23 protein-coding genes are annotated in these 26,721 nt (G+C 49.2%); 10 read left to right on the plus strand and 13 right to left on the minus strand.

From position 1 onward, the window contains the following. The first annotated feature begins 47 nt into the window (after window positions 1-47). Window positions 48-1,325 (plus strand): MFS transporter, encoded by a 1,278-nt coding sequence (locus BLR73_RS04790; protein WP_233456408.1) that lies wholly within the window; start codon window positions 48-50, stop codon window positions 1,323-1,325. Window positions 1,326-1,336: 11 nt separating this feature from the next. On the opposite strand, the gene BLR73_RS04795 is transcribed toward BLR73_RS04790, so the two are convergent. The 4 genes from BLR73_RS04795 to BLR73_RS04810 form a co-directional block, all read right to left on the minus strand. Then, window positions 1,337-2,083, minus strand: coding sequence for a sensor histidine kinase (locus BLR73_RS04795; protein ID WP_176763614.1), 747 nt, complete (start codon window positions 2,081-2,083; stop codon window positions 1,337-1,339). A 175-nt stretch (window positions 2,084-2,258) separates the two neighbouring features. Then, window positions 2,259-2,684 (minus strand): Hsp20/alpha crystallin family protein, encoded by a 426-nt coding sequence (locus BLR73_RS04800; RefSeq protein WP_028907222.1) that lies wholly within the window; start codon window positions 2,682-2,684, stop codon window positions 2,259-2,261. A gap of 110 nt (window positions 2,685-2,794) precedes the next feature. Further along, window positions 2,795-6,169 (minus strand): transcription-repair coupling factor, encoded by a 3,375-nt coding sequence (gene mfd / locus BLR73_RS04805; protein WP_091859511.1) that lies wholly within the window; start codon window positions 6,167-6,169, stop codon window positions 2,795-2,797. A gap of 316 nt (window positions 6,170-6,485) precedes the next feature. Continuing rightward, complete coding sequence (locus BLR73_RS04810; RefSeq protein WP_091859515.1) at window positions 6,486-6,920, minus strand: HU family DNA-binding protein; 435 nt, start codon at window positions 6,918-6,920, stop codon at window positions 6,486-6,488. 257 nt (window positions 6,921-7,177) lie between these two features. Here BLR73_RS04810 and BLR73_RS04815 point away from each other — a divergent pair, with 257 nt between their 5' ends. The 5 genes from BLR73_RS04815 to BLR73_RS04835 all read left to right on the plus strand — a co-directional run bounded on the left by BLR73_RS04815 (window position 7,178) and on the right by BLR73_RS04835 (window position 10,618). Further along, a complete protein-coding gene (locus tag BLR73_RS04815; protein WP_091859519.1) occupies window positions 7,178-7,363 on the plus strand; it encodes a hypothetical protein in 186 nt (61 codons plus the stop codon). A 178-nt stretch (window positions 7,364-7,541) separates the two neighbouring features. Next, the gene (locus BLR73_RS04820; RefSeq protein WP_143010882.1) at window positions 7,542-8,021 is read left to right on the plus strand and encodes a hypothetical protein; all 480 of its coding nucleotides are present in this window, start codon (window positions 7,542-7,544) and stop codon (window positions 8,019-8,021) included. A 94-nt stretch (window positions 8,022-8,115) separates the two neighbouring features. Next, entirely contained in the window at window positions 8,116-8,865 is a 750-nt protein-coding gene (locus tag BLR73_RS04825; protein WP_013063502.1) for a polyprenol monophosphomannose synthase, read from the plus strand. 59 nt (window positions 8,866-8,924) lie between these two features. Continuing rightward, window positions 8,925-9,686: a lysophospholipid acyltransferase family protein gene (locus BLR73_RS04830; RefSeq protein WP_091859525.1), complete on the plus strand. Its 762-nt coding sequence runs from the start codon at window positions 8,925-8,927 to the stop codon at window positions 9,684-9,686. Then, window positions 9,683-10,618, plus strand: coding sequence for a metallophosphoesterase (locus tag BLR73_RS04835; RefSeq protein ID WP_091859528.1), 936 nt, complete (start codon window positions 9,683-9,685; stop codon window positions 10,616-10,618). The genes BLR73_RS04830 and BLR73_RS04835 overlap by 4 nt, the downstream gene beginning before the upstream one ends. Before the next feature lie 55 nt (window positions 10,619-10,673). Here BLR73_RS04835 and BLR73_RS04840 read toward each other — a convergent pair whose 3' ends face one another. The 5 genes from BLR73_RS04840 to BLR73_RS04860 all read right to left on the minus strand — a co-directional run bounded on the left by BLR73_RS04840 (window position 10,674) and on the right by BLR73_RS04860 (window position 14,418). Continuing rightward, the gene (locus BLR73_RS04840) at window positions 10,674-11,519 is read right to left on the minus strand and encodes a vitamin B12 dependent-methionine synthase activation domain-containing protein (protein ID WP_091859530.1); all 846 of its coding nucleotides are present in this window, start codon (window positions 11,517-11,519) and stop codon (window positions 10,674-10,676) included. Next, window positions 11,516-12,847 (minus strand): dihydroorotase, encoded by a 1,332-nt coding sequence (locus BLR73_RS04845; RefSeq protein ID WP_091859533.1) that lies wholly within the window; start codon window positions 12,845-12,847, stop codon window positions 11,516-11,518. The genes BLR73_RS04840 and BLR73_RS04845 overlap by 4 nt, the downstream gene beginning before the upstream one ends. Continuing rightward, a complete protein-coding gene (locus BLR73_RS04850) occupies window positions 12,813-13,586 on the minus strand; it encodes a DUF4369 domain-containing protein (RefSeq protein ID WP_013063767.1) in 774 nt (257 codons plus the stop codon). Before BLR73_RS04850 ends, BLR73_RS04845 begins: the two co-directional genes overlap by 35 nt. A gap of 90 nt (window positions 13,587-13,676) precedes the next feature. Then, window positions 13,677-14,075 (minus strand): hypothetical protein, encoded by a 399-nt coding sequence (locus BLR73_RS04855; RefSeq protein WP_013063039.1) that lies wholly within the window; start codon window positions 14,073-14,075, stop codon window positions 13,677-13,679. Continuing rightward, window positions 14,059-14,418 carry an FtsB family cell division protein gene (locus BLR73_RS04860; protein WP_052173359.1) on the minus strand — a complete coding sequence of 120 codons (360 nt, stop codon included), beginning with the start codon at window positions 14,416-14,418 and terminating at the stop codon, window positions 14,059-14,061. Before BLR73_RS04860 ends, BLR73_RS04855 begins: the two co-directional genes overlap by 17 nt. Window positions 14,419-14,562: 144 nt before the next feature. Here BLR73_RS04860 and BLR73_RS04865 point away from each other — a divergent pair, with 144 nt between their 5' ends. Beyond that, on the plus strand, window positions 14,563-16,368 hold the full coding sequence (locus BLR73_RS04865) for a DNA polymerase III subunit gamma/tau (RefSeq protein ID WP_091859536.1): 1,806 nt from the start codon (window positions 14,563-14,565) through the stop codon (window positions 16,366-16,368). A 30-nt stretch (window positions 16,369-16,398) separates the two neighbouring features. Here BLR73_RS04865 and BLR73_RS04870 read toward each other — a convergent pair whose 3' ends face one another. Genes BLR73_RS04870 through BLR73_RS04880 form a run of 3 tightly spaced genes read right to left on the minus strand, consistent with a single transcriptional unit; the run spans window position 16,399 to window position 20,086 of the window. Next, window positions 16,399-16,755, minus strand: a complete 357-nt coding sequence (locus BLR73_RS04870) for a response regulator (protein ID WP_033149819.1) — start codon at window positions 16,753-16,755, stop codon at window positions 16,399-16,401. Between the two features lie 11 nt (window positions 16,756-16,766). Further along, a complete protein-coding gene (gene xylE / locus BLR73_RS04875) occupies window positions 16,767-18,248 on the minus strand; it encodes a D-xylose transporter XylE (protein WP_013065642.1) in 1,482 nt (493 codons plus the stop codon). A gap of 2 nt (window positions 18,249-18,250) precedes the next feature. After that, window positions 18,251-20,086 carry a sensor histidine kinase gene (locus BLR73_RS04880; protein ID WP_176763615.1) on the minus strand — a complete coding sequence of 612 codons (1,836 nt, stop codon included), beginning with the start codon at window positions 20,084-20,086 and terminating at the stop codon, window positions 18,251-18,253. Between the two features lie 161 nt (window positions 20,087-20,247). On the opposite strand from BLR73_RS04880, the gene BLR73_RS04885 reads away from it, so the two are divergent. Together BLR73_RS04885 and BLR73_RS04890 are read left to right on the plus strand one after the other, a co-directional pair. After that, window positions 20,248-22,257, plus strand: coding sequence for an alpha-L-arabinofuranosidase C-terminal domain-containing protein (locus BLR73_RS04885; RefSeq protein WP_091859542.1), 2,010 nt, complete (start codon window positions 20,248-20,250; stop codon window positions 22,255-22,257). A 164-nt stretch (window positions 22,258-22,421) separates the two neighbouring features. Continuing rightward, entirely contained in the window at window positions 22,422-23,396 is a 975-nt protein-coding gene (locus tag BLR73_RS04890; protein WP_091859545.1) for a hypothetical protein, read from the plus strand. A gap of 3 nt (window positions 23,397-23,399) precedes the next feature. Here the strand turns inward: BLR73_RS04890 and BLR73_RS04895 are convergent, their stop codons facing one another. Next, window positions 23,400-24,245 (minus strand): hypothetical protein, encoded by an 846-nt coding sequence (locus tag BLR73_RS04895; RefSeq protein WP_091859548.1) that lies wholly within the window; start codon window positions 24,243-24,245, stop codon window positions 23,400-23,402. Window positions 24,246-24,366: 121 nt separating this feature from the next. Here BLR73_RS04895 and BLR73_RS04900 point away from each other — a divergent pair, with 121 nt between their 5' ends. Then, the gene (locus tag BLR73_RS04900) at window positions 24,367-26,703 is read left to right on the plus strand and encodes a mechanosensitive ion channel domain-containing protein (RefSeq protein WP_091859551.1); all 2,337 of its coding nucleotides are present in this window, start codon (window positions 24,367-24,369) and stop codon (window positions 26,701-26,703) included. Window positions 26,704-26,721: the final 18 nt, after the last annotated feature.

Consider the following 26,721-nt stretch of genomic DNA (forward strand, 5'->3'; position numbering starts at 1 on the left):
TTAGTTGTTTTGTTTTGTGCGCGCTTAATCGTACCTTTGCACCCGAAATGGATAAACTTTGGAATAGGAACTACTGCAAGGTAATGGCAGCCAACTTTACGTTGTTTTTTGCCTTTTACGTGCTTACACCACTGTTGCCGCTCTACCTGAGCGAGCACTTCGGAGCCACCAAGGACGTGATCGGACTGGTGCTCTCGGGCTATACCATCACCGCCCTGCTGTTTCGTCCGTTCAGCGGCTATGTAGTAGATTCGTTCCCCCGCAAAATGGTGCTCATGGTGTCGTTTGGCGTGTTTGCCATCTTCTTTGCCGGCTACCTGGCCGCCTCTACCCTGTTGCTGTTCACCATTGTGCGCACACTGCATGGCGGTCCGTTCGGCGCCCTCACCGTGGCCAATTCTACCGTGGCCATCGATGTGCTTCCCAGCAGCCGTCGTACCGAGGGTATCGGCTATTACGGCTTGAGCAACAATCTGGCCATGGCCATCGCGCCCACCATCGGCATTTTCATCTACCAGCTTACCAACAGCTTCGAGTTTCTGTTCTGGTTAGCGCTCATCGTAGCCACCACAGGCTGGCTGATTGATAGTACTGTAAAGCTTAAGCCTAGAGATTCTAGCCAGGCTAGAAGCTCAAGGCTCTCACTCGACCGTTTCTTCCTTACACGTGGCTGGCTGTTGGGACTGAACATGGTGGCTTTTGGCTTTAGTTTTGGTGTGCTTAGCAACTATCTGGCCATTTATGGTAAGGAGGTAATGGGCATTACCGGTGGCACAGGCACCTATTTCATGCTGTGCTCAGTAGGTCTTATCCTCAGTCGCCTGCAGGGTAGCAAAGCCCTCCGCGACGGTCGTGTAACCCATAACGCCGCCACCGGCATGGTCATCTCCCTGGTAGGTTACACATTGTTCATTTTAATGCCAACTTTGGCTCAAAGTTCCATGGTCAATGGTCCGCTCCAGCTCTGCTGGCTTGCAAGGCAAGAATGGTCAATGGTCAATGGTCAATGGTCAATGTTCATCGGCTACTACGGTTCCGCATTGTTGATTGGTTTAGGCAACGGTCATATGTGGCCTGCGTTCCAGAACATGACCATCAATGTGGCCACCAACAAACAGCGTGGCACTGCCAACAGTACCATCCTTATCTCGTGGGATATCGGTATGGGATTAGGAATTCTGGTTGGTGGTATCGTAGCCGAGTTGATTAGCTACAGCGCAGCCTTCTGGACGGTAGTACTCGTTAACGGTACAGGTGTAGCCACATATTTCCTGGCTACGCGCGCCTTCTTCCTGCGCCGTAACCTCAATCCTACCGTACGCTAAACAAGTTGTGGTTATTTTACCAGCCCCTTCTTCATGTCGCGCATCTTACAAGGTATCCAAACCGTAACATGGGTACCCTTGCCTTTCTCCGACTTCAGTTCGATGGTGCCATGCAGACCCTCAACAATCGACTTGCAGATAGATAAGCCCAGACCCGAACGCTGATTAAACAGTGCCAGCGAATCGTTACCCTGAATGAGTGTTGAGAAGTTCGACTTGAAGTCCTGAGGCTCACCGTCGCCTGTATCAATCACTTCTATCTTCAAGCCATTATCGGCATAATCATAATCGATGGTAATGGTACCCTCCTGGGTGTGCGCAAGCGCATTGTGCAACAGGTGTGTCATCAGCTGATACATCAGGTTGGTATCTACCATGCCCTTGGCGTGTGGCGATAATGGCGAACGTACAACTACTTGTACATTGGCACCTGCATCGCGCTGAGCCTCACGGCGATACGACGCTATCAACTCGGCCAGATTCACCTCTATCAAGGTAAAAGTGGCCATATTACTATCAAAGCTCGACAGTTCGAGTAGCTGCGATATAAAATACAGCAGCTGCTTACCATTCTGGTTAATGGTAGCCATCATGGCTTTCAGTTTCTTCGGATCAGATTCTTCATTATCCAGCAGCTTCTGACTATCGGTAATAATAGCATTCAAAGGCGTACGCAAGGCATGACTCACATTGGCCATAAACACCGTTTTAATACGCTCGCTACGCTGTGCACGACCTATTTCATTTCTTAGGCGCACGTGATAATAATGCTGCACCAAAAAAAGACAGATTGCAAACAAAACCAGAACCAGAATAAAAATAATCGATTGCCAACTCATAATGCTGTATTTTAGGTTTTAGACTGCAAAGATAAGAAATAATCCGAAAAAAAAGAAGCAGTTAACATTTGTTAACCGCTTCTCCAATGTTTTATTATGCAATGTCTATCTGTCGCGATAGCTTTACCTTCTCTTCTACTATCTTAGGCAGCTCTACGGTAAGTACTCCGTTCTCTACGCGTGCCTTAATGTCCTCCTTCTTCACATCGTCGGGCAGTATCAGTGTCTGCTCAAACTTCGAGTACGAGAACTCGCGGCGCAGATAGCGCATATTCTTATCCTCATCCTTGTGCTCCTGCTTCTGTTCCATCTTAATAATCAGGTTGCCCTCATCGTTAATATGAACATTAAAATCCTCCTTCTTCATGCCCGGTGCTGCAAGCTCTACGGTGTAGGCCTTGTCGCTTTCTTTTACGTTAATAGCAGGTGCTGTGCAATTTGCCTTCGGCATATACTCGGTGTCGAACAAATCTGCAAATACACTTGGAATCCAACTGTTAGTTCTCATTACTGGCATCATAATTTTTACCTCCTAATTCTATTTTTTTAAATTGTTAAACCATGTTGTTGAGCGCCTAGTGGCGTTCACAAGCCATGATTGCAAAACAGATACCAGAGGCAAATTACGCGTCAGATTGACATAATCTCCTGACAGATTGTCAGTGCAGAAGCTACAGTAGGTACTTCCGAAATCACCACCGAATGCTTGCCCTTACCCTCGCGGAAGTTGCACTTACGGGGATAGCGCGACACGTACTGCAGTATCTTACCAAAGGCCTCGCTCTGGAAGTAAGGACTATCGTCGCGACTCACAAAGTAGAAGAACATCTTCTGCTGCTTCAGCATGATTTTCTCGATACCCAGCTGCTTACCGGCCACACGTAACGGTACCACCAGAATCAGCTCCTCGCTCACAGCTGGTATGGCACCAAAACGGTCAACCAAACGCTTGCGATAGGCATCCAGTTGCAACTCCAACTGGGTACTGTTAGCCAGGTTGTCAAGCTCACGATACAGCAGCATACGCTCCGAATCGCTCGGCACATACTGATCGGGGAAGTACATCTCGATATCGCTATCCAGCGCACAGTCGTCAACCCAGGAGATATTACTAGTCTCACTAGCCAGGCTAGCCGGGCTAGTTTTTCCAGCGGCAGAGTCTGCCGCTGAAGCGGCCGATTCGGCCGAAGCTAGGAATTCGGGCTCTTCGTTTTTAAGCTCACTCATTGCCTGACTCAGAATCTTCTGGTACGTTTCGTAGCCCAAGTCGGCAATAAAGCCGCTCTGCTCCGACCCCAACAGGTTTCCGGCACCACGGATGTCCAGATCCTGCATGGCGATGTTAATACCCGAACCTAAGTCGGAGAAGTTCTCGAGGGCCTCCAGTCGTCGGCGACTCTCCGGGTTCAATGCCGAGAGTGGTGGTGCCAGCAGATAGCAGAAGGCCTTGCGGTTGCCACGTCCCACACGTCCGCGCATCTGGTGCAGATCGCTCAGTCCGAAGTTGTGGGCGCCATTGATAATGATGGTATTGGCATTAGGTATGTCGATACCGTTCTCAACGATGGTGGTCGAGAGCAGTATGTCGTAATCGTAGTTCGAGAAGTCGAGGATAATCTTTTCCAGCTCCTCGGGCTTCATCTGTCCGTGTCCGATACATATACGCGCATCGGGCACGTACTTCTGTATAATCTCGGCTATATGCTGCAAATCTGAAATACGGTTGTTCACAAAGTACACCTGTCCGTTTCGGCTCATCTCGTAGTTCACAGCCTCGGCAATAATCTCCGGACTAAAGGTATGGATCTCGGTCTGTATCGGATAGCGGTTAGGTGGTGGCGTTTGTATCACACTCAGATCGCGTGCGCCCACCAGCGAGAACTGCAGCGTACGTGGTATAGGCGTGGCACTCATCGTAAGTGTATCTACCGATGTCTTCATCTGGCGCAGCTTTTCCTTGGTTGATACACCGAACTTCTGCTCCTCGTCGATAATCAGCAGTCCCAAGTCCTTAAACTTCACGCTCTTGCTAATCAGTCGGTGCGTGCCGATGATGATATCTATCTTACCCTCGGCCAGATCTTTCTGTATACGATTGGTATCCTTAGTGGTACGTGCTCGCGTCAGGTAATCCACCGTTACAGGCATGTCCTTCAGTCGGTTGCTGAACGTACGGAAGTGCTGATAGGCCAATACCGTAGTGGGCACCAGCACAGCCACCTGCTTGCCATCCACAGCGGCTTTAAAGGCTGCACGCACAGCCACCTCGGTCTTACCAAAGCCCACATCACCGCACACCAGTCGGTCCATGGGGCGTGCCTTTTCCATATCGGCCTTCACATCCTGCGTAGCCTTCAATTGGTCGGGTGTGTCCTCATACAGGAACGAGGCCTCCAGCTCGTGCTGCAGATACGAGTCGCGACTAAAGGCAAAGCCCTTTTCCTTCCTGCGCTTGGCATACAGTTTTATCAGGTCGCGTGCTATCTCCTTAATGTGCTGCTTGGTGCGCTCCTTCAGGCGTTCCCACTGCCCCGTACCCAAGGTAGAGAGTCGTGGTGCCTCGCCATTATCCTGCGACTTGTATTTGGCCACCTTATACAGCGAGTGGATGCTCACGTAGATGGCATCGCCATGCTGATAGGTGAGCTTGATCATCTCCTGATAGCCATCGCCCTGCGGCATGCGTACCAGTCCGCCGAATCGTCCCACACCATGATCCACGTGTACCACGTAGTCGCCAATCTCAAACTGCTGTATCTCCTTCAGCGTCAGCGCCATCTTTCCGCTACGGGCCTTGTCGCTCTTCAGGTTGTACTTGTGAAAACGGTCAAATATCTGGTGGTCGGTAAAGAAGCACACCTTCAGGTCGTCGTCGATAAAACCCTCGTGCAGTGTCTTATCTACCGGTGTAAAACGTATCTGTGCATGCTCACCCTCGTTTTCGGCACGCTGTGCAAAGATATCCTTCAAGCGCTCGTTCTGCTTGGCACTGTCGGCCAGTATATACACCTGGTAACCCTGGTGCAGATAGTTGTCGAAAGCCTGAAACAGCATCTCAAAGTTCTTATGGAACAGAGGCTGAATGGTGATGTGGAAGCTGATCATTGACCATTGACCATTGACCATTGACTGGCGATGACCGAACTCAATCCTGCGGAAGCCCTCGGCCTGATGCATGAACTGCACGCCTGTTACCAGCGGCATATCCTCCTGGAAAGCGGCATCGATGGCATCGCGCACATACAGATAGTCCTTGGTGGCAATGATGGTATCCTGGGGCAACAACGACAGGAACGGCTCCTGAGCTGCCTCGTCGGCCTCCAGTTCGGGCACTATCTCTACCCTGTCACGCGCATCCAGCGAGAGCTGATCCTCTACCTGGAAGGTGCGCACGCTCTCCACATCGTCGCCAAAAAAGTCGATACGATACGGGTACTCGCAGCTGTAGCTATACACGTCGAGGATAGAGCCACGCAACGCAAACTGTCCGGGCTCGTACACGTAGTCCACCTCGTTAAAGCCCAACTCGCGCAACTGTTTAGTAATATCGCCTACGGGCACCTCCTGCCCTTTCTCAATCACCACCGTACGGTCGTTCAGCGTTTGCTTGGGTACCACCATCTCGGCCAGCGCCTCGGGATAGGTTACGATGAACACCGATTTGTCGATCTGTGTCATCACCTCGGTGCGCAGGATCTGTGAGGCCGAATCAAGCTGTCCGTACTTGATGGCACGACGGTAGCTGCTTGGGAAGAACAGCACCTGTCGGGTGCCCAACAGCTGTGTCAGGTCGTGATAAAAGTAGCCCGCCTCCTCGGCATCCTGCAGTATAAACAGGATGGGCGACTTGCACTTAGCAGCCAGACTACCAAACAACATGGGTGCACTCGAGGCCAACAGCCCCTCAAGGAAAATACGTCGTGTAGCCGCATTTTCTATCTCATGAGCCAGCGCCGCCACCTGTGGCAACTTGGCATATACCTTCTCTAGTTCTTCTATCTTCATTGTGATTCGCGGACAAAGATACAAAAAAAGGCACGAATAACGCGAATTTACACGAATTAATTTATTTTCTTCGCGTTAATTCGCGTATTTCGTGCCTAAACACACTCTGGCGCTACACGATTTCTTCGACAAGCGAAGCGTTTACACGATTTGTACGCCCGAGGCAGCTGCTCCTGCCGCTCCTAACAAGGCGGTTAGCACTGCCAAAAGGAACTTTGCATAAGTCCTCCAGTTCTTCATCATAATTCCTCCTTTCTTAATTTTTACATTATTACATTTTTACATTTTAATAAGGCTGGGGCCGAAGCCCCAAACCTCAATCCCCGATGGGCTCGTGGCTGCCACCGCCGTTACCACCGTTGCTTGGCTGGGTGCTACCACCGTTGCCACTCTGACTGTTACCGCCAGTGGTTGGCTTAGTGGTGTCGACATCGTTCTTTGGCGCCTCCTGCACACTGCAACCGGTGATGAAGGTCTTCTGACGCAGACCACTGCCATCGGTCTTTACCTCGGGCTGAAACAGCACGTGCAAGCCTTTGATGTTCTTGCTGATGCTGAAGTCAGCAGCGCTGTCAGCGCCCTCGCCACGGATACCGATCTTAAACGATCCAAAGCCGTTCAGCTTCACACGCTTAGAATCCTGTAACTGGTCGGCCATCGTCTCGATGAGCTCACTGATCACAGCCACGATATCGGCCTTTTTCAAGGTACAGTTACGCTGCATGATAGTGGCCAGCATCTCCGTATCCACGGTCTGGGTAATCCAATCGTGCGCCCATAGCCAGGAAAGCAGCCCAACAAATCGATCCTGGGCTTAGATAATTAGTTGTTGTGTTAGCTACTTCGGTCATTCCGGAATGCAAAAGTAACAAAAATATTTGAAACTTTAAATACTTCTTCGTATCTTTGCACGCAGAAATAGAGAATATTGTAGAAGGATTGCCTCTGGTGGCAGAAATGCCAATACTATAATAGACGAAAAAGTGTTGTACTTAAAAATGCAGAGTTATGACAAACAAAGAAATACAGGAATTTAACGAGAAATTACGTCGTGGTTTAGAGTTGGCAGAAAAAAGGATGCTTCAAGAAAAAGCTCTAAGAAATCAGGATGTAGTGGTTTGCGGAGCCGACCAGGTCATACGCCGTATACCTGCCAAACAGGTAATAGCCGATAATCCTATTTTTCAGGATTAGAAGTAACTAACAGTACAAATGAAACCATAATATACTCCCTTCGCAAAGTTCATACGAAGGGATTTTTGCACTATACTTATAACAATTGTTAAATAATAACAGAGAAATACAAGATTGGGAGGCTTTTCTGATTATATAAGCAAAACGATAGATTGAGAACTATAAATTCAGAAAGGCAATGAAAAGAGTAATTAAAAACATGATGAGACTAATGGTGGCATGTGTTTTTGCTGCCTGCAGTAGTAGCGACGATGAGCTGATGCCTGGCGTTACTTATCTTTACGAAGAAAACCCCACAACTCTCGAGAGAACCTGGCATCTTGTTAAGGCCAACTACGGATGGGGAGGTATTAAAGAATATCCAGAAGGCGATATCGAAGTTGTATTCAACCCAAGCACTATGCTGGTGATACAACATTCGCACAAAGATGATGAAAAAAACACGAAACCCTTTTTGGATGACGGTACGTACACTTACCAGATTCTTGAAGCCAAACATGACGGTGGAAGCAAACGACTGGCAATCAACGGCAGTGAGGATGGACCCGCTTTTGGTTTTCATGATGGTATGCTGATTATAGATTATGGCATGGCTGCTGATGGGCCTGGATATTACTTCAAAAAGGTAATACCAACATTTTCTACATTTGAAAATTAAATAAAACAACAATAACCATACAAAGAAAAACGAGTTTTCCTTTGGTATTTCGCTCGATTTGCACTATCTTTGCACCGATTTTAATAAAGAAAGTATGAAGCAAAGCGATAGTATAGTTATCATACCAACCTATAATGAGAAGGAGAATATCGAGAAGATTATACGCGCGATATTCGGGTTGGAGAAGAGTTTCCATATACTGGTGATCGACGATGGATCGCCTGATGGTACGGCTGCCATTGTGCGTAGCCTGATGTCCAATGAGTTTGGCGGACAGCTGCACCTGGTGGAACGTAGCGGCAAACTGGGACTGGGAACAGCCTACATTGCCGGATTTAAGTGGGCACTGGAGCGCGACTACGAATACATATTTGAGATGGACGCCGACTTCAGTCACGACCCGAACGACTTGCCACGACTGTATGCGGCCTGCAAAGACGAGGGCTACGATGTGGCTATCGGTAGCCGTTACGTGAGCGGTGTGAACGTGGTGAACTGGCCTATCGGACGTGTGCTGATGAGTTACTTTGCATCGAAATACGTGCGCTTGGTAACGGGCTTTAACGTACACGACACCACTGCAGGATTTAAGTGCTACAAGCGCCGTGTGCTGCAGACCATCGAACTGGATAAGATTCGCTTTAAGGGCTATGCCTTCCAGATAGAAATGAAGTACACTGCCTACAAAATCGGCTTTAAGATCAAGGAGGTAAGCGTGATATTCGTGAACCGACAGGAGGGTGTGAGCAAGATGAGCGGTGGCATATTCGGCGAGGCATTCTTTGGCGTGATGAAACTGCGCTGGGACGGATGGACGAGACGCTATCCGAAAATTGAAAATTGACCATTGACCATTCTTGCTTAGGCAAGCGTACTAAAGAAACGATTAGAACATTGAACATTATGCTTAAGATACTATATAGAATCTACCAGTTTATAGTTTGTTTGCCGGGAATAGTGCTGATGACGATGATTACAGCACTCGAGGTGGGCATTGGTACCACCATAGGCAATGGCCACTTCTGGGGCTACATGCCTGGCCATATATGGGGAAAGCTTATCCTCAAGATGTTTCTGATACCGGTAAAGGTGGAGGGGCGCGAACATCTGGAAAAGAACCAGAGCTACGTGTTTGTGGCCAACCATCAGGGATCGTTCGACATATTCCTGATTTACGGACATCTGAACCGCAACTTTAAGTGGATGATGAAACAGGCGCTGCGCAAGGTGCCATTCTTAGGCTATGCGTGCGAAAAGAGTCACCAGATATTTGTGGATAAGCGCGGCCCCAGCAAGATACGTAAGACCTACAACGATGCACGTGAGATACTGAAGGAGGGCTACAGCGTAACGGTATTCCCAGAGGGTGCACGCTCGTTTACCGGGCATATGGGCGTATTCAGAAAGGGCGCCTTTGCACTGGCCGACGAACTGCAGTTGCCAGTAGTACCACTCACCATCAACGGATCGTTCGACATCCTGCCACGCATGAAGGGCTTTAATTTTGTGAACTGGCATCCGATGACGCTGACCATACACGAGCCTATCTACCCCGTAGGACAGGGTCCTGAGAACGTAGAGGCAACGCTGCGACAGGCGTACGACTCGGTAATGTCGGCACTCGACCCTAAATACCAGGGCTTTGTAGAGAATCCCGATCAATGATTATCATCCGATTTATCATCATCACGGTGCTATTTGTGATAGCACTTACTGCCGTCAGCATCTGGGCCTATAAGCGCCGACTGAAGCTGGTGATGGCTGGCGCTGCCGTGGTGTGGTATATTGCGCTGTACGGCACGTTTATCGGCTTTCAGAAGCTGGAAGTGAACCATCAGACATATACATCGGCCGAGCTGCCGAAAGCTTTCGACGGCTACAAGATAGTGCTCTTTTCGGATGCGCACGTAGGCAGCTACACGGGGCGCAACGAGTGGCTGCTGCAAAGGGCGGTTGACTCGATCAATGCACAGAAGCCCGACATGATTGTGTTTACTGGCGACCTGCAGAACGTGGATCCGCAGGAGATAGCCGAACACCTGAGCACACTGAGCCAGCTGAAGGCTAAGGACGGCGTGTACAGCGTGCTGGGCAATCACGACTACGATAAGTACTTGCTACAAAAGGATGGGCTTGACACGCAGCCTTGCCGCGAAACCATCGCTCTGGAGAAGCGCATGGGCTGGCACCTGCTGCAGAACGAGAACTGCACCATTAAGCGCGGCAACGACAGCTTGACGATAGCGGGCTTGGATAATGATGGCGACGGCAAGCGATTTCCACAGCGAGGCGACGTAAAGAAGGCACTGCAAGGGGCTACACCATTTGTAATCATGCTGGAGCACGACCCGAGTGGATGGCGACGTAAGATTGTGCCCGATGGGCGCGCACAACTGACCCTGAGCGGACATACGCACAACATGCAGTTTGCACTGTTTGGTTGGGCGCCGATGAAGTTGACGGGCAAAGAGATTAACGGCTGGTACGAAGAAGGTCGTCAATCACTGTTTGTAACAGCAGGCTTAGGGGGATTGATACCGTTCCGCTTTGGGGCCACAGGGGAGATCGTGGTGATTACATTAAACATTAAAGATTAAAGATTAAAGATTCTTGCGTCCCTTCGGTAGCAAGCGAACAAGTTCGAGCGAAACATTAAACATTTAACCACTTTCTTAGGACTTCGGCGGGAACGGCGCGGCGGCGGGCGTAATCCTGTAACTGATCTTCACCGATTTTACCAATGGCAAAATAACGGGCTTTTGGGTTGGATATCATCATGCCACTCACACTGGCATGGGGCTTCATGGCACCGCTCTCGGTAAGGCGGATGCCAATCTGTTTCATATCCAATATCTCATCTAACAGGAAATTCAAACTGGTATCGGGCAACGAGGGATAGCCCACAGCGGGACGGATACCCTGGAACTTCTCGACGAGCATATCCTCTATGCTCAGGTTCTCATCCTTGGCATAGCCCCAATACTCCTTACGTACCTGTTCGTGCAGGCGCTCGGCAGCGGCTTCGGCCAAACGGTCGGCTAGCAGCTGGGTGAGCATCTTCTGATACACATCGCTATCAAAATCGGTCTCTAAGCCAATATCAACAGTAGTGGCGAACAAGCCAAGCTTTGATAATTGAGAATTGACAATTGACAATTGACATTTTTTGGGGGGGATGAAATCGGCTAAGCACATGAAGGGGGGATTGCCTTGCTGCTGGCGCAGACAGGGGATGGTGGCTACACGCACGGGGTGCTTAACGCCACAATCGGGGCACAGCAGGGTGCGGTAGATCTCGATATCATCATCCTGACTACGGGCATCGAACAGCTCGAATACGGCATGCACCTGATACTGGGCATCCAGCTCCTGCAGCTTGGCAAGGGCTTCGGCGTGCATACGCTGCTTCTCGGACTCATCCTTTACCTGCCAGGCAAAGTAGTAGTACACCCAGTTGATATAGGGCACCAGCTCGGATATGCGGTAGGTAATCTTCATCTAAACTGAACGGGTTGACCGATATAGTTGGTATCTACAACGCCATCCTTGTAAACGGTATGACCATTGCAAAGCGTCTGCTCAACACGCCACAGGTAGGTGTGGTTCTCCATCGGACTCCAACCGCACTTGCTCTGGATGATGTCCTTGGTTACAGTCCATGCGGCATGAGGACGCACAATCACGATGTCGGCCTGATAACCTTCGCGCAGATAGCCACGGTTACGCACACCGAACAAATCGGCTGGGCGATGGCACATCAGCTCAACCAAACGCTCGATGGTGAGCACACCTTTATCAACCAGCTCAAGCATGGTTACCAACGAGAACTGCAGCATGGGCATGCCGCTGGCAGCCTTACAGCAACCACCCTCTTTCTGTTCTAACAGGTGGGGAGCATGGTCGGTACCAATCACTGCGATACGTCCATCGGCCACAGCCTGACGCAGCGCATCGCGATCGGCTGCCGACTTGATGGCTGGGTTGCACTTGATACGGGTGCCTAAAGCGTTGTAATCGCGATCGCAGAAGTAGAGATGACTTGGTGTCACCTCACAGGTGATGGGTGATGGGTGTGGGGTGTGGGGGATTAGCTCTAACTCCTTGGCCGTAGTGAGGTGGGCAATATGCAGATGGGCATGGTGCTTCAGGGCCAGCTCTACAGCCAGTTTGGTGCTCTGATAGCAGGCCTCAACGCTACGAATCTCGGGGTGATGGGTTACCTTAGGGTCGTCGCCATACAGGCGCTTAGCCTCGGCCATATTGCGGTTAATAATGTCGGTATCTTCGCAATGTACCATGATAGGCATCTGGGCGGTAGAGAAAATCTTCTCTAAAGCCTCACGACGATCTACGAGCATGTTACCCGTTGAACTACCCATGAAGAGTTTGATGCCAGGAATACGATGCACATCGAGTTGCGAAAACAGATCGACATTATCGTTGGTGGCACCGAAAAAGAAACTATAGTTGACGTGACTTTTCTGAGCAGCCAGCTTAAACTTTTCGTCGAGGGCCTCGAGGGTGGTAGTCTGCGGTACGCAGTTGGGCATATCAAAGTAGGTGGTAACGCCACCTGCAGCTGCTGCCCTACTCTCGCTATCGATATCGGCCTTGGCAGTTAAGCCTGGCTCACGAAAGTGCACATGATCATCAATCAGACCGGGAAGTACGAAACATCCCGAAGCATCAATCACTTCGTCGAATGATGCGTTCGGGACGGTGTTTCCTTCTACAATCTTAGTTATCTTAGAATCTTCGACGATGACAGAACCGTCGAATTTGTTGGCGTCGTTAACGAGCGTTCCGTGTAGAATCAGGCGTTTCATTGTTTTCTTGAGCTGGTGCTGGAGTGGGTTGTACATCTTCAACAAGTCCGTTCTGACGAGCCTGAATCTCGTTAGCTACCTGGTAGTACTGCTTCACGTAAGGATCGGCCTTGAACTTCTTAGTAGCCTTGCTCATAATATCCTCGATCTGGGGAGTAAGGATAGGATACTGGTAGCTGCCAGTAATCATCATAAACACACCAGGACCCAGTACATTATCAAAGTTATCGACAATGAAGTTGGTAACGAGCGAATCCTCCTGCATGGCGATGCGATTGGCCTCGGCAGAGAGCTGACGGTTGATGACGTTCTCGTCGATACCCTCGAGCAGCATCTGACTCTGCTTGTGCGAGAGCTCATTGAGCTCGTTGCCCAGCTGATCGTGACGCTTCATAAACTCGTAGAGTTTCTCGTTGAGAGGTGAACCGCTAACGGTACGATTGGTATTGTCGATATGTATCTCGATATCGCCCTGCTCAATCACAACAGGCATCATGAGTGGCTCATCGTCCATATACAGACTGGCCATCTTGATGGTGTCGAGCAAGCCGGCGAATTTAAATTTTCCATGTACAACATCGCACGAGTCGAGATTCTTCAACTCGTCGTTGACCATTGTTTTGAGGTAAAGCTTACTTCCATCGAGTGCCGACACAGAGGTTGAGCCCTGAATGTTGTATGATTCAGCACACGATGCAAAAGTTACTGCTGTTAGTAATGCGTAGAATATCTTGTTCATAACATATTGTTTTCGGCCGCGAAATTACAACTATATATTGAGGTATGAAAATAATTTTGCGCATTTTAAAACAAATGCGCAATCTTTTAATTATTTTTTTGCCTCTTTTTCAAGTTCACTACCAATTCGGTGCATAGAATAAAGCTGCAACAGAGCGGCAATCAGGAGCACTATTACCCATTTGTTATATACATATTCTATATAGGTAATATAGCTCAAGCCTAAAAAATTGCCTTTGCTGGCAAACATCAAAAGGGCTGCCACCAGGAACAACACATCGCTGAGCAGCATCATGCGGCGCAGGCGACGGATGGTGAAGTTCTGACCCTCGTAACGCTGCTGCATCTGCATAGAGCTGAAGCCCAGAGCGCCGATGGCAAAAATATAAGGGGCACTGCCCCACCCTAATAATGTAGTACCGGCTCCAACAGCCATTAATATACCGCCAAACAGAAAGATGGCGGTTTGCAGTTTATTCAACTCTTTCATTAGTCTCTAACGGTTTTACATCGCGATCATCATCGCTCAATACAAATATATCTTCATCGTCGGCCTTCATGAAGTAGCGTTCGCGCGCTATCTTCTCGATGGCCTTGGGATTACGGTCTAACTCCTTGATCTGAGCCTGATCGCGGTTGAAATCAGCCTCGAACTGATCCTTCTCCTCTGTGAGCTCGGCAATACGCTGACGGTTCTTGAAATGACTCCAAAGACTGTTGTCGTCGAGGAAGCCTACCAGCAGCACACCTACAATACAAACCACGGCATACTTAAAGTAAACCGAGCGCCACACCAGCAGTGCATAAGCCTTAATACTCAACAAAACTTTCATAAGCTCATCAATTTGCCTGCAAAGTTACATTTTTTTAGGCACGAATTACGCGAATTACACGTTTTTTTTTATTATTTCGTGTTAATTCGTGCAATTCGTGCCTAATTTTCACTATCTTTGCACCAAGAAATTAAATTGAGCAATATGGAATATATCGTTTCGGCCAGAAAATACCGTCCGCTGAGCTTTGATACAGTGGTAGGTCAAGCGGCCCTCACTACTACACTGAAGAACGCAGTGAAGAGTGGGAAGCTGGCTCATGCCTATCTGTTCTGCGGACCGCGTGGTGTGGGTAAAACCACCTGCGCACGTATCTTTGCCAAGGCCATCAACTGCCAGCACCCTACGGCTGAGGGCGAGGCTTGTAATGAGTGTGAATCGTGCCAGAGCTTTAACGAGCAGCGATCGCTGAACATCTTTGAGCTCGACGCCGCATCGAACAACTCGGTTGAGCACATCAAGACCCTGATGGAGCAGACACGCATTCCACCGCAGTTGGGCAGGTATAAGGTGTTTATCATCGACGAGGTACACATGCTCTCAACAGCCGCCTTCAACGCATTCCTGAAGACGCTGGAGGAGCCACCTGCACACGTGATATTCATTCTGGCCACCACCGAAAAGCATAAGATACTGCCTACCATCCTGAGCCGTTGCCAGATATACGACTTTGAGCGTATGACCATACGCAACACCATCGACCACCTGAAGCATGTGGCCGAGCAGGAAGGCATTACCTACGAGGAGCAGGCATTGGCAGTGATTGCCGAGAAGGCTGATGGCGGAATGCGCGACGCCCTCTCTATCTTCGACCAGGCAGCATCGTTCTGTCAGGGCAACATCACCTACGAGAAGGTGATTGAGGACCTGAACGTGCTGGATAGCGAGAACTACTTTAAGATTATCGACCTGGCCATAGATAATAAGGTGAGCGACATTATGGTGCTGCTGAACGGCGTGATTAACAAAGGCTTTGACGGCGGACTGCTGATTCAGGGTCTGGCTAAGCATGTGCGTAACGTGCTGATGGCACGCGACCCACAGACACTGCCACTGCTGGAGGTGAGCGACCAGATGCGAGCACGCTACGAGGAGCAGGCCAAGAAATGCCAGATAACATTCCTGTACGACGCGCTGAAGCTGATGAACCAGTGCGATATTAACTACCGACAGTCGAGCAACAAGCGCCTGCTGGTAGAGCTCACACTGATTGAGATAGCCCAGATAACACAGCCAGCGGAGGACGGCGCGAGTGCGGGGCGCAAGCCCCGACGACTGAAATCCCTGTTTAAGAACATGATTCAGCAACAGAAGCCCAAGAACGCAGCCCCACAGGTAGCTGCGGCTAAAGTTGCTGTATCGGCTGCTGCAGCTGTTACTGCAGAAGCAACTGGCGAAAGCCAGACGGCTGGCACCACTGCCAGCGAGGCAAGCACTACAAGCAATGCCAAGCCCAAGCTATCGCTGGGTGGCATCGGCTTTTCGTGGAAGAAACTGCGCCAGCAGGATAATGGACCGCAGAAGGGCGGCATGCAGATCATCCCAGGATCGATTAACATGCCTACCGGACAGGATGCCGTTACTGATGCACAGTTTACACAAACCGATCTGGAATTCCAATGGATGGCCATGTGTAACCGTATGCCACAGAAACTGAGCGGTATTGCTACCCGCATGAAGAACATGAACCCTGAGATAACAGAGTTTCCTACGGTTGAGGTAGTGGTGGATAACGAGCTGATCAAGCAAGAGATTGAGGATATCCAGAAGAGCATTGCCAAAACACTGCAGGTATATCTGCACAACAAACAGATACAGATAACTGTTCGTGTAGCCGAACAAACGGAACACGTGAAGATACTATCACGACGCGAACAGTTTGAACAGATGGCAGAAAAAAATGCTGCCGTAGCAAAGCTACAGCAGGCATTTGATTTAGAATTGGCTTGAGTCATTCCGACTCAAGCCTTTTTCTTTCTATTAATCTCCAAGCAGTTTCTTAAGCAGCGCCATGCACTCATCGCGATTAACGGGCTTTGAGAGGAAGCCGCAGCATCCAGCCTGTTCGGCAGCTGTACGGTCGCTATCAAAAGCATTGGCCGTAAGGGCTACAACAGGCAGCTCGGGATGCTTCTCCTTAATCTGGCGAGTGGCCTGCAAGCCGTCCATGACAGGCATCTTAATGTCCATCAGTACCAGATCGTAAGCATTGGCATCAACCATCTCAACTGCAATCTGACCGTTCTTGGCACGTTCAAACTCAAAATCCTTCTTAAGCAGATACGTCATCAGTACGTAATTGCTGTCATTGTCTTCAGCTATTAAAATCTTTTTCATGTGTCAAAAAGTTATTTGTTAGTGAGTTTATCTTTCCACATCTTACTCATATCCTCGAGTGTCTTACCCTTGGTCTCAGGCACAAGGCGCCATACAAACAGGGCTGCCACTACGCAGATAATGCCATAGAGTCCGTAAGTGAACCAGTGACCAAAGTCATCGCCCTCACTCAGGTGCATGTTGAACATGGGCACGAACGATGAGCTGACGATGAAGTTTGAAATCCACTGGAATGCCACAGCAATAGCTACAGCACCACCACGGATGGTGTTGGGGAAAATCTCGGCAATGAGCACCCAGGTGATGGGGCCCCATGAGAACATGAACGAAGCCGAATATACCAACAGCGATGCAGCTGTAAGCATCTCGAGTCCGGCATGTCCGAAGGTAACTGCCACACCAAAGGCACCAAGTGCCATACCCAACGAACCGCTAATCAACAAAGGCTTACGTCCCCACTTCTCGACGGTGAACACAGCCACCAGGGTGAACGTAATATTAATAATACCCATAAATACAGTAAGAATCATGGGGTTATCCATTCCCATATCACCAAAGATACGTGGTGCATAGTAAAGCACGGCATTGATACCTACAGCCTGCTGGAATACTGAGAGCATGATACCCACAAAGATGCAGAGCGCACCATAGGTGAGCAGCTTCTCGGTCTTAACAACCATGGTATCCTTGATATCCTGCAGAATCTGCTGAGCCTTGGCTGTACCGTTGATCTTAGCCAGAATACCCTCGGCTTTCTTATCCTCGCCAATAGAAACAAGGTAACGTGGAGTTTCGGGTACAAAGCAGATGAGCAGTGCAAACAAGCCTGCAGGTACAGCCTCGCTACCAAACATATAGCGCCAACCGGTAGTAACTGTCCACTGTGCAGCAGGGGTAATCTCGGCAATCTGCTTACCGATATCCTCAACCAGTGGCTGCAGGTGGTCGCCCAGGATAAAGAAGTTAACGAAGTAAACTACCAGCTGACCGAAGATAATGGCAAACTGGTTCCAGCTTACAAGCATACCACGGATGTTTGAAGGGGCAACCTCGCCGATGTACATAGGACAGATAGCCGAAGCCAGACCTACACCGATACCACCGATAACACGGTAGAAGTTGAACATCAGAGCCAGTGTGTAAGTGGGCTGACCGTACTCGAAGAACAGGAACTCAGGGTCCATTGAGCCGAGTGCTGAGATAAAGAACAGCAAACCGGCAACGATAAGCGACTTTTTACGTCCCAGGTTAGTGGCCAGGAATCCAGAGATGGCTGAACCGATGATACAGCCGATGAGGGCAGAGGCAGAGGTAAAACCATGCCAGCCGTCGGTGTAATCAAAATCCTGCGCTGTTTTGAAAAACGCCTGTAATCCCTTTTCTGCACCGGATATAACAGCAGTGTCGTATCCGAACAGCAGACCGCCAAGTACGGCGACCATCACGATTGAAATGAGGTAGGCCTTGCTACCTTGTTCTGTTTGTTGATTCATAACTAATTATTTGTTTTAAGTTTAATTGGCAAACTGAGTGTAAAGGTGGTTCCAGCCGCAGAGGTCTGATCGAGCACAAGCGTGCCACCTAACTTGGCCACGGTTTCGTGGCAGTAGGCCAGTCCCAGTCCTAATCCTTCCTTGAATTCATCTACCTTGGTAAAGCGGTTGAAGATGGTACCAATCTTATCCGACGGAATACCACAACCGGTATCCTCGATAGTGAAGTGGAAGTAGTTCTTATCTTTGCTGAGTATAAGACGGATATAGCCGTCGTCGGTAAACTTAGCCGAGTTCTCAAGGATGTTGCCCAACATCTGCAGCAAGCTGTCGCTGTTGGTGGTGAGCGTCTTGCTATGACCTTCGGCCTGATCTACCAGTTCCAGGCTCACACGGTCGGGATTAACTGGTGGCATGGCACTCAGGGCCTTGTGGCAGATATCAAGGGCATCGGTTTCCTCTACATCCTTCAGCAGGTCCTTGGTATGCTCATTAGCCAAAGCCAGCATCTTGTTAACCAACGATGTAATCTGACGGGTGTTCTTACCGATGGTGTCAGCCAGACTTTGACGCTCCTCGGGCTCAAACTCGGCATTGGGCTCCATCAGCACTTGGGTAAAGCCATTGATGATGTTGAGCGGGGTACGTATCTCGTGACTCACACTACGGATAAAATCGGTTTTCATCTCATCGGCTGCAGCCACCTGCTTATAAGCGCGTTTCAATTCCTTGTTCTTGGTGAGCAGCATCTCCTGGTAGCGGCGGCGACCATAGATCGATAAGGCCAGCGCAACAATCAGCATCAAGGCCAGCACCATGGCTATCACCAATACGATGTTCATGATACGGGCAGCCTTCTGCTTCTGGTTCAACAGGAACATCTCCTCTTCCTGATTCTGGATGTTCTCGGCTATAATCACACCTGTGATAGAGTCGCGGGTATGCATCAGCTCACGCTGCAACAGGAAAGCCTTATCCGTATTGCCTAAATAAGTATAGATATCGCAACTTACCAGATAGCGCTCTTTCAGGTTGGACAGATTCTCTACCTCGGCTAAGGCTGCCTGGGTATTGCCATTGAGCAGCGTTTGATAGATACGGGCATAGGGCAGGAAGATGTCGCCCTGAGGATTGGTATTCTTGGCATCCGACTGCTCGGCCAGAGCGATATACTTATGAAAATCGGCGTACCTGCGCTTTTTAAACATCACGATGGCCTTCATGGCATAGGCATCGGTCAGTCCACGCCAATAGTCCTTCTGATCCTTATTGCGTGCCAGCTCCTCTAAGTCCTTATCAAGCCATTTCAGCGTTTCTGCACTATTGTTATTAAGCTGTATGTGCGCCATACCTAAGTACAGGAAGCTCAGTCCGTCCTTCTCGTACTTGGTACCTTTAATCAGCTCGATAGCCTTCTCAAACTCTTTCAGGGCACCAGGAATATTTCCACAGGCATTATACACATGACCTAACATCTTGGGCGCCAGATACTGCTCGTCCTTAACCACATCACGACGGCGTACCAGGTCGTCCTTCATGGTGTTGGCAATATGGTAGGCATCGTGAATATTCATGCGGTCGAGATTATACATCACACCGCATACCCACGAGTCGTAATAGCCGGTATTGTCCTTACATTCTATGCAATGAGCCTGATAAGCCCAGCAAGCAGCATACACCTTATGAGAGTCGTCCTGAGAGCAGGCGGCCCACATCGCATCGCGCAGCTTGCTATGCTTAGCCGTGTCGTTACAGAAGTCTGTCTGAGACACCGCAGGCAACGTAACCAACAGTGTAGCAGTACATAAGATATATTTAGCCCAATGGTTCAAAGTCATTCTAAATAGGTTTATTTGGAAAATCCTCCGCAAAAGTAACGTTTTTCTGCGAAATCGCCAAACTTTTTCGGGCATAAAATGTTATTTTTCGTATAAACTACACTAATATCAGATTTTTTATGTATTTTTGTGCCCGCTGACAACTAATTACAAAACGAGATATGAAACATTTATCAACAATCCTGCTGCTTGCAGCCAGTATGAGTGCTGGAGCGCAGACTCACGTTCTCGACGTGAACACCAAGAAATTAGGGGCACCCGTACAGCCCACTATGTACGGTATCTTTTTCGAGGATATCAACTATGCGGCTGATGGCGGACTGTATGCCGAACTGGTGATGAACCGCTCGTTTGAGTACCCCAACCACTTTGCCGGATGGGATGTATCGGGCAACGTAACCATCAAGGACGACGGACCCTTTGAGCGTAATCCTCACTACGTACGTATGGCGCCTACAGGTCATGGCGACAAGCACTCGATGATTGAGAATCGCGGATTCTTCGGCATGGGTGTTAAGGGCGGTCAGGAGTACCGTTTCTCGGTTTGGGCCCGTGTACCTGATGGCGGTAAGGCCAAGCTGTGGATCGATCTGGTTGACAATGCCACCATGGGCGAAGACCAGAAGCTGTGCAACGCTGGCGTAGAGGTTAGCGGCAGCGAGTGGAAGAAGTACACAGCCACACTGAAGCCAAAGACTACCTTTGCCAAGGCGCACCTGCGCGTATGGGCAGATAGCAAGGTAACCACCGATGTAGAGCATGTAAGTCTGTTCCCAACCGACACCTGGAAGGGGCGCGAGAACGGCATGCGCAAGGACTTGGCTCAGGCCCTGTTCGATATGCACCCAGGCGTATTCCGTTTCCCTGGTGGCTGTATCGTTGAGGGTACCGATTTGGCTACACGTTACCAGTGGAAGAACACTGTAGGTCCCGTTGAGAACCGACCACTGAACGAGAACCGCTGGCACTATACATTCACCAACCGTTACTTCCCTGATTACTATCAGAGCTACGGTCTGGGATTCTTTGAGTTCTTCCAGCTGTGCGAGGACTTTGGTTCAGAGGCACTGCCAGTCATCTCATGCGGACTCTCTTGTCAGTTCCAGAACCCTGATCCTACCAAGCCTGGTGTACACGTAGCACTCGAGGATCTGGAGCCATATATCCAGGATGCACTCGACCTGATTGAGTTTGCTAACGGTCCTGCCGACAGCAAGTGGGGTAAGGTGCGCGCCGAGATGGGCCATCCAGAGCCATTCAACCTGAAGTATCTGGGTGTAGGTAACGAGCAGTGGGACTACGACGAGGCACATGGCGGTTTTGGACCTGTGTTCACAGCACGCCTGAAGAAGTTCAGCGACGCCATCCGTAAGAAGTATCCAAACATCAAGCTCATCGGTACCACAGGTCCTAACTCAGAGGGTTGGGATTTCGACCTGCTGCAGCCTCGTATGAAGGAGCTGAAGGTTGACCTGTACGACGAGCACTACTATCGCAACGAGGAGTGGTTCCTGAGCCACGGACTGCGTTACGACTCATACGACCGCAAGGGTCCAAAGGTATTTGCTGGCGAGTATGCCTGTCACGGCAGCAACAAGCACAAGTGGAACCACTACTATACATCATTGCTGGAGGCTGCCCACATGACCGGTATCGAGCGTAATGCCGACATCGTACACATGGCTACCTACGCCCCACTCTTTGCACACGTTGAGGGTTGGCAGTGGCGTCCAGACGCTATCTGGTACGACAACCTGCGCATGTTCAAGTCGGTTAGCTACTATGTTCAGCAGCTCTATGCCATGAACAAGGGTACCAACGTACTGAAGCTGACAATGGACAAGAAACCTGTAGCAGGTCAGCCTGGTCAGGACGGTCTGTTTGCATCGAGCGTATGGGATGCTGCCACAGGCGAGGTGATTGTGAAGGTAGTAAACACTGGCGATCAGACACAGCCCGTTAGCATTCAGCTGCAGGGCATCAAGGGTGCACGTACAGCCAACACCATCACACTCTGTCACGATGGTATGGACGACGAGAACACCCTGGATCAGCCCGAGAAGATTATCCCTCAGCCAGGCACATGCCAGGTAGAGGCAGGCAAGCAGGCTGCGGTTATCAACGATAATCTGCCAGCTAAAAGCTTCCGCATTTACAAGATTAAAAAGTAATCAAGTATATCGCAACATCATCAAGAGTCCCGCTAAACAGCGGGATTCTTTTTTATATATACGGGCGCGCGTTCAGTTAAATATTCTAAAATAGTGGTGTTACATACAGAAAATTAGTAATAAAATATGTAATTTTGCAGGTTGAAAACATGTTATACAACTATATGGATAAGAAAGAAATTATTAGCATTTGTACAAAAGTAGTGGTTGGAATTCTGGTTACAGTCGGCATCTTTGCTGTAGTACCCATGATTATGCTGGCCATGGACATTATCGGTGTAAGAATGGCTCCAGAGGGAATGGAACTGCCATTTACATTCAAGAAACTTGGACTTGACGCAATGGAAGCTAGCAACCCAGGCGTACTTACAACTTACGTATTTACACTCGCAACAACATTGTTGGCTGCTATCTATGCCCTGCTGCACGCTATCGGCAGAGCTACATTCAACATTGCACCCATGAAGCGTATTGAGCAGATTGCAGTAGGTGCCATCTTCGTGGTATCACTCTGCGTATTGCTGCCCACTACCAAGAGTATTTTCGATGCTACAGAGAAGGCTCTTGTACCTCAGGACGAGGATCGCAACACCTATATGGGCACACAGATGGATGAGTTTAGCAAGAACTACCTGATTAAGAACGGTTGGACTCTGGTTAAGCACGAGCACTGTAACGACAACTACGTACGTAAGGGCGAGTACTACACAGGCGACACCGAGCACGCATATCTGGATGCTTGGAACCCTGCAGGACAGCAGGTTTACCACGCAGAGAAGCGCATGCCTGTTGAGCCTGGTACATACCGCATAATCTGTAGCGCACGTGCCGAGGGTAACGGCTGTTACATCTTTGCTACTACAACCAGCAAGAAGAGCGGCCTGAAACTGGTTGAGGTTCCTCACTATGGCAACAGCGGTGGTGAACTGTGGGAGAATGCTCCTGAGGGTTCAGACATCAAGGAGGCCAACAACGGCGAGGGCTTTGGCTGGAGCAAGGTAGTAGTTACCATCGAGGTGAAGGACGATGATACACTGGTATTCGGTGTAACAACCGATAAGAGCTTTACCGGTAAGTCTTACAACTCTAAGTGGTTCTCAGCAGCCGACTTCGAGGTTGAGCGCCTGAACATGAACTAATGATTAAGAGTCCTGATGATAGGTTATCAAGCCTTCTAAGGGACTCTTTAATATAGTACCCACATGATAGCCTAGTGTTTGCAGCACTAGGCTTAATTGTGCCTGATAGTACCAAGCGATACTGCCAACAAACGATACGGGCAGTTCGGGACGACCATAGCGAGAAAGATGCAGATTTACAAAATCACTGAAAGCGCTGTAAACCATCTCACGGATACCATCATCGTCGAGATGGCGATGAATAAACTCAGAGAATGAAGCCAGGAAACGATTAGGCTGTGGCTGACGGTAAACCTTATCAATAATATCCGACAATTTGAGTTTTGTTTCCTGTTCAAACATATTACGCACACGCTGCGACAGAACGCCTGTATAGATGTCGTGAATCAAATGCTTACCTAACACAGCACCACTACCCTCATCGCCAATAATATAGCCCAGAGCGGGGGTGTTGTGAACAATCTTATGACCATCGTAAACACACGAGTTTGCACCTGTTCCAAGAATACATGCTATACCCGAAGTACGACCGCACAAGGCACGGGCAGCGCCTAACATATCGCTATGAGCCTCGATGGTTTGAGCCGCAGGAAATGCCTCACGCAGCAAACCTGTTACACGCTCCTCAACCTCAGGGCGCACACCACTACCATAAAAATATACATCTGTAATCTCTACATCACCCAACTGGGTAAGCAGGTCGCGCACAAGCACCTGACGGAACTCGTCGTCTGACATATGGAATGGATTCAGACCCACGGTATGGGCCTCAACAGGTTGAATAGAGTTATCGGCATTAATACAAACCCAATCGGTCTTTGTACTGCCACTATCGGCTATCAGTTTCATAACTAAGCAATGTTAAAGCGTTCATTTTGGTGCAAAAGTAACAAAAAATTTGGAGAACTTGCAGAAAATAAAGAAAAAAAGAGTAATTTTGCAAGCAGAATAAAAAGAACTTTAGCTGATTATGAAAAGATTATTGGTATTTTGTATATTCGCATTGGCCATCGTTACCGAGGCTGGCGCGGTACTGAAGGAGAAGGATCTGGAACAGACGTTGGGTATTCTGCGTACTGAACTGAAGCAATACAACAACGAACTGGACCGACGTTCGACAGCACGCAGGGATCGCGCCAAACGACTGATACAGCAGTTGATGGGCACCATGAAGCGAGCCGACCAGAACGCACTGATGCTGTACTCGCAGCAGCAGGATAATGTGTTCGACCTGACTTATGCCTGTCATGAGGCCACACAGCAGTATCGCGATTTTCATAGACAGCAACTGCCTTTTACCAGTTTTCTGGAGAAAACCGAGGGTGAGATTGTCAGATACGACAGTCTGATAAACCATCTGCAAGGTATCCCTACACGCATTATGACCAAATATGGTACCAGCAATCGCGACTCTTGTCTGGTACTGGCCCAGAGCATCCGTGAGAAACTGGAGGTGAACGCCAATATACTGCGTAGAAACATCTATCTGTACACAAAAGCCGAAAACCGTTTGAGCGAGCTGAACGAGTACGCCCAGAAACGCTATTCGGACATACAGCAGAGCATTTTCATTAATGGTGGCGACAGCTACCCCACCCTGCTAAAGAACTTAGGTCGCCGATGGCAACAGATGACCGACAACATACAGAAAAAGTACAGCTTTAATGCCAATGCCAACTCACAATGGAGTCCGCAGTGGATATTCGGTATGTTCCTGGGTATCGTGTTCTACGTCATCGTATCTATCATACTCAACCTGCTGTTCTTCAAGTTCATACTCCCCAACAAAGTAAAGACCGAGGAGTTCAAGAAAAAGCGTGCATGCATTATCATGGCTACCACTACGGTAACCTTTGCCATCATACAGGGACTGGTAATCAACAACTCTAATCAGAACTTCCTGATTATGGCCTCTGGACTGCTGGTAGAGTACTCGTGGCTGCTGGGCGTGGTATTATTCTCGTTGCTTCTGCGTGTGAAAGGCGACCAGATAAAGAGTGCCTTCCGTATCTACGCACCATTGATTGCAGTAGGATTCATAGTTATCGGATGTCGCATCATCCTGATTCCTAACGAGCTGGTAAACCTGGTACTGCCTCCTATCCTGCTGCTGTGTGCGCTGTGGCAATGGCTGGTAATACGTCGCCACAATCAGAACATTCCACGTAGCGACATCTTTTACACATACGTATCGCTCATCGTGTTCGTAGCTTCGGTAGTATGCTCGATGATAGGTTACACGCTGTTTGCCGTACAGCTCATCATCTGGTGGATTATGCAGCTCACATGTATCCTCACCATCACCTGTATCAGTCGTTACCTGGAGATATACGCTAAGCGTAAACGACTGACCGACAAGCCCATAACGCAGACGTGGTGGTACTATCTGGTTGAAAAAGTGGCCATGCCTGTACTGGGTGTACACTCCATCCTGCTGAGTATCTACTGGGCAGCCAAGGTGTTCAACCTCTCGGATATGTGTGTAAGAATATTTATGTACCCTGTTATCGATACGCCTAACCTGCAGATATCGCTGGTAAAACTGATTATGGTGATTAACTCGTGGTTCCTGTTCCGTTACGTATCCAAGACTATTCTGGCATTTCTGAAGATGCACTATCAGATAAGCGATCCATCTACAGCCGCCAGCAAGGAGGTGATGGGACGCAACGTAATACAGGTGCTGGTATGGGGCATCTGGCTGATGTTCTCGCTATCGCTGCTTAACATCAGTATCTACTGGATGCTTGCCCTGGGAGGCGGCTTATCAACAGGTATCGGTTTCGCCTCGAAAGATATCATCGAGAATATCTACTATGGCGCCTCGCTGATGGCAGGACGCATAAAAGTGGGCGACTGGATTGATGTGGATGGCACCATGGGTAAGGTGGTATCTATCAGCTACACCTCAACGGTGATAGAATCAATTCAGGGTGAGGTGATTACCTTCCAGAACGCCCAGTTGTTCACTAAGAACTACAAGAACCTGACGCGTAATCATGGTTATGTGCTCACCACTATCCCATTCGGTGTGGCCTATGGCTCGAACCTGAAAGAGGTAACCAACTTGGTTGAAGCAGCTGTAAACGCCATGCACAACCAGTATATCGATCCTGAGAAACAGGCCAAGTGCGTGGCTACCGAAATGGCCGACTCGAGCGTGAACTTCAAGCTGGCTATCTGGGCCGAGGCTCCTAAGCGCACATACGTTACCAGCGAGGTACTTAAGTGCGTTTACGACACGCTGAACGAGCATCACATCTCGATTCCATTCCCACAGCACGATGTACACATAATCAACGGATAAAAAGTTGTAATTTCCGTA

The sequence above is a fragment of the Prevotella sp. khp1 genome, assembly GCF_900102205.1.
Taxonomy (GTDB): domain Bacteria; phylum Bacteroidota; class Bacteroidia; order Bacteroidales; family Bacteroidaceae; genus Prevotella; species Prevotella ruminicola.

Excerpts from the sequence above, each read along its gene's own strand:
- BLR73_RS04885 (WP_091859542.1), top strand. The coding sequence starts at position 20,248 with ATGAAACATTTATCAACAATCCTGCTGCTTGCAGCCAGTATGAGTGCT.
- BLR73_RS04830 (WP_091859525.1), top strand. The coding sequence starts at position 8,925 with ATGCTTAAGATACTATATAGAATCTACCAGTTTATAGTTTGTTTGCCG.
- BLR73_RS04850 (WP_013063767.1), bottom strand. The coding sequence starts at position 13,586 with ATGAACAAGATATTCTACGCATTACTAACAGCAGTAACTTTTGCATCG.
- BLR73_RS04820 (WP_143010882.1), top strand. The coding sequence starts at position 7,542 with ATGAAAAGAGTAATTAAAAACATGATGAGACTAATGGTGGCATGTGTT.
- BLR73_RS04855 (WP_013063039.1), bottom strand. The coding sequence starts at position 14,075 with ATGAAAGAGTTGAATAAACTGCAAACCGCCATCTTTCTGTTTGGCGGT.
- BLR73_RS04865 (WP_091859536.1), top strand. The coding sequence starts at position 14,563 with ATGGAATATATCGTTTCGGCCAGAAAATACCGTCCGCTGAGCTTTGAT.
- BLR73_RS04835 (WP_091859528.1), top strand. The coding sequence starts at position 9,683 with ATGATTATCATCCGATTTATCATCATCACGGTGCTATTTGTGATAGCA.
- BLR73_RS04790 (WP_233456408.1), top strand. The coding sequence starts at position 48 with ATGGATAAACTTTGGAATAGGAACTACTGCAAGGTAATGGCAGCCAAC.
- BLR73_RS04800 (WP_028907222.1), bottom strand. The coding sequence starts at position 2,684 with ATGATGCCAGTAATGAGAACTAACAGTTGGATTCCAAGTGTATTTGCA.
- mfd (WP_091859511.1), bottom strand. The coding sequence starts at position 6,169 with ATGAAGATAGAAGAACTAGAGAAGGTATATGCCAAGTTGCCACAGGTG.
- BLR73_RS04825 (WP_013063502.1), top strand. The coding sequence starts at position 8,116 with ATGAAGCAAAGCGATAGTATAGTTATCATACCAACCTATAATGAGAAG.
- BLR73_RS04880 (WP_176763615.1), bottom strand. The coding sequence starts at position 20,086 with ATGACTTTGAACCATTGGGCTAAATATATCTTATGTACTGCTACACTG.
- BLR73_RS04840 (WP_091859530.1), bottom strand. The coding sequence starts at position 11,519 with ATGAAGATTACCTACCGCATATCCGAGCTGGTGCCCTATATCAACTGG.
- BLR73_RS04900 (WP_091859551.1), top strand. The coding sequence starts at position 24,367 with ATGAAAAGATTATTGGTATTTTGTATATTCGCATTGGCCATCGTTACC.
- BLR73_RS04860 (WP_052173359.1), bottom strand. The coding sequence starts at position 14,418 with ATGAAAGTTTTGTTGAGTATTAAGGCTTATGCACTGCTGGTGTGGCGC.
- xylE (WP_013065642.1), bottom strand. The coding sequence starts at position 18,248 with ATGAATCAACAAACAGAACAAGGTAGCAAGGCCTACCTCATTTCAATC.
- BLR73_RS04845 (WP_091859533.1), bottom strand. The coding sequence starts at position 12,847 with ATGAAACGCCTGATTCTACACGGAACGCTCGTTAACGACGCCAACAAA.
- BLR73_RS04815 (WP_091859519.1), top strand. The coding sequence starts at position 7,178 with ATGACAAACAAAGAAATACAGGAATTTAACGAGAAATTACGTCGTGGT.
- BLR73_RS04870 (WP_033149819.1), bottom strand. The coding sequence starts at position 16,755 with ATGAAAAAGATTTTAATAGCTGAAGACAATGACAGCAATTACGTACTG.
- BLR73_RS04895 (WP_091859548.1), bottom strand. The coding sequence starts at position 24,245 with ATGAAACTGATAGCCGATAGTGGCAGTACAAAGACCGATTGGGTTTGT.
- BLR73_RS04890 (WP_091859545.1), top strand. The coding sequence starts at position 22,422 with ATGGATAAGAAAGAAATTATTAGCATTTGTACAAAAGTAGTGGTTGGA.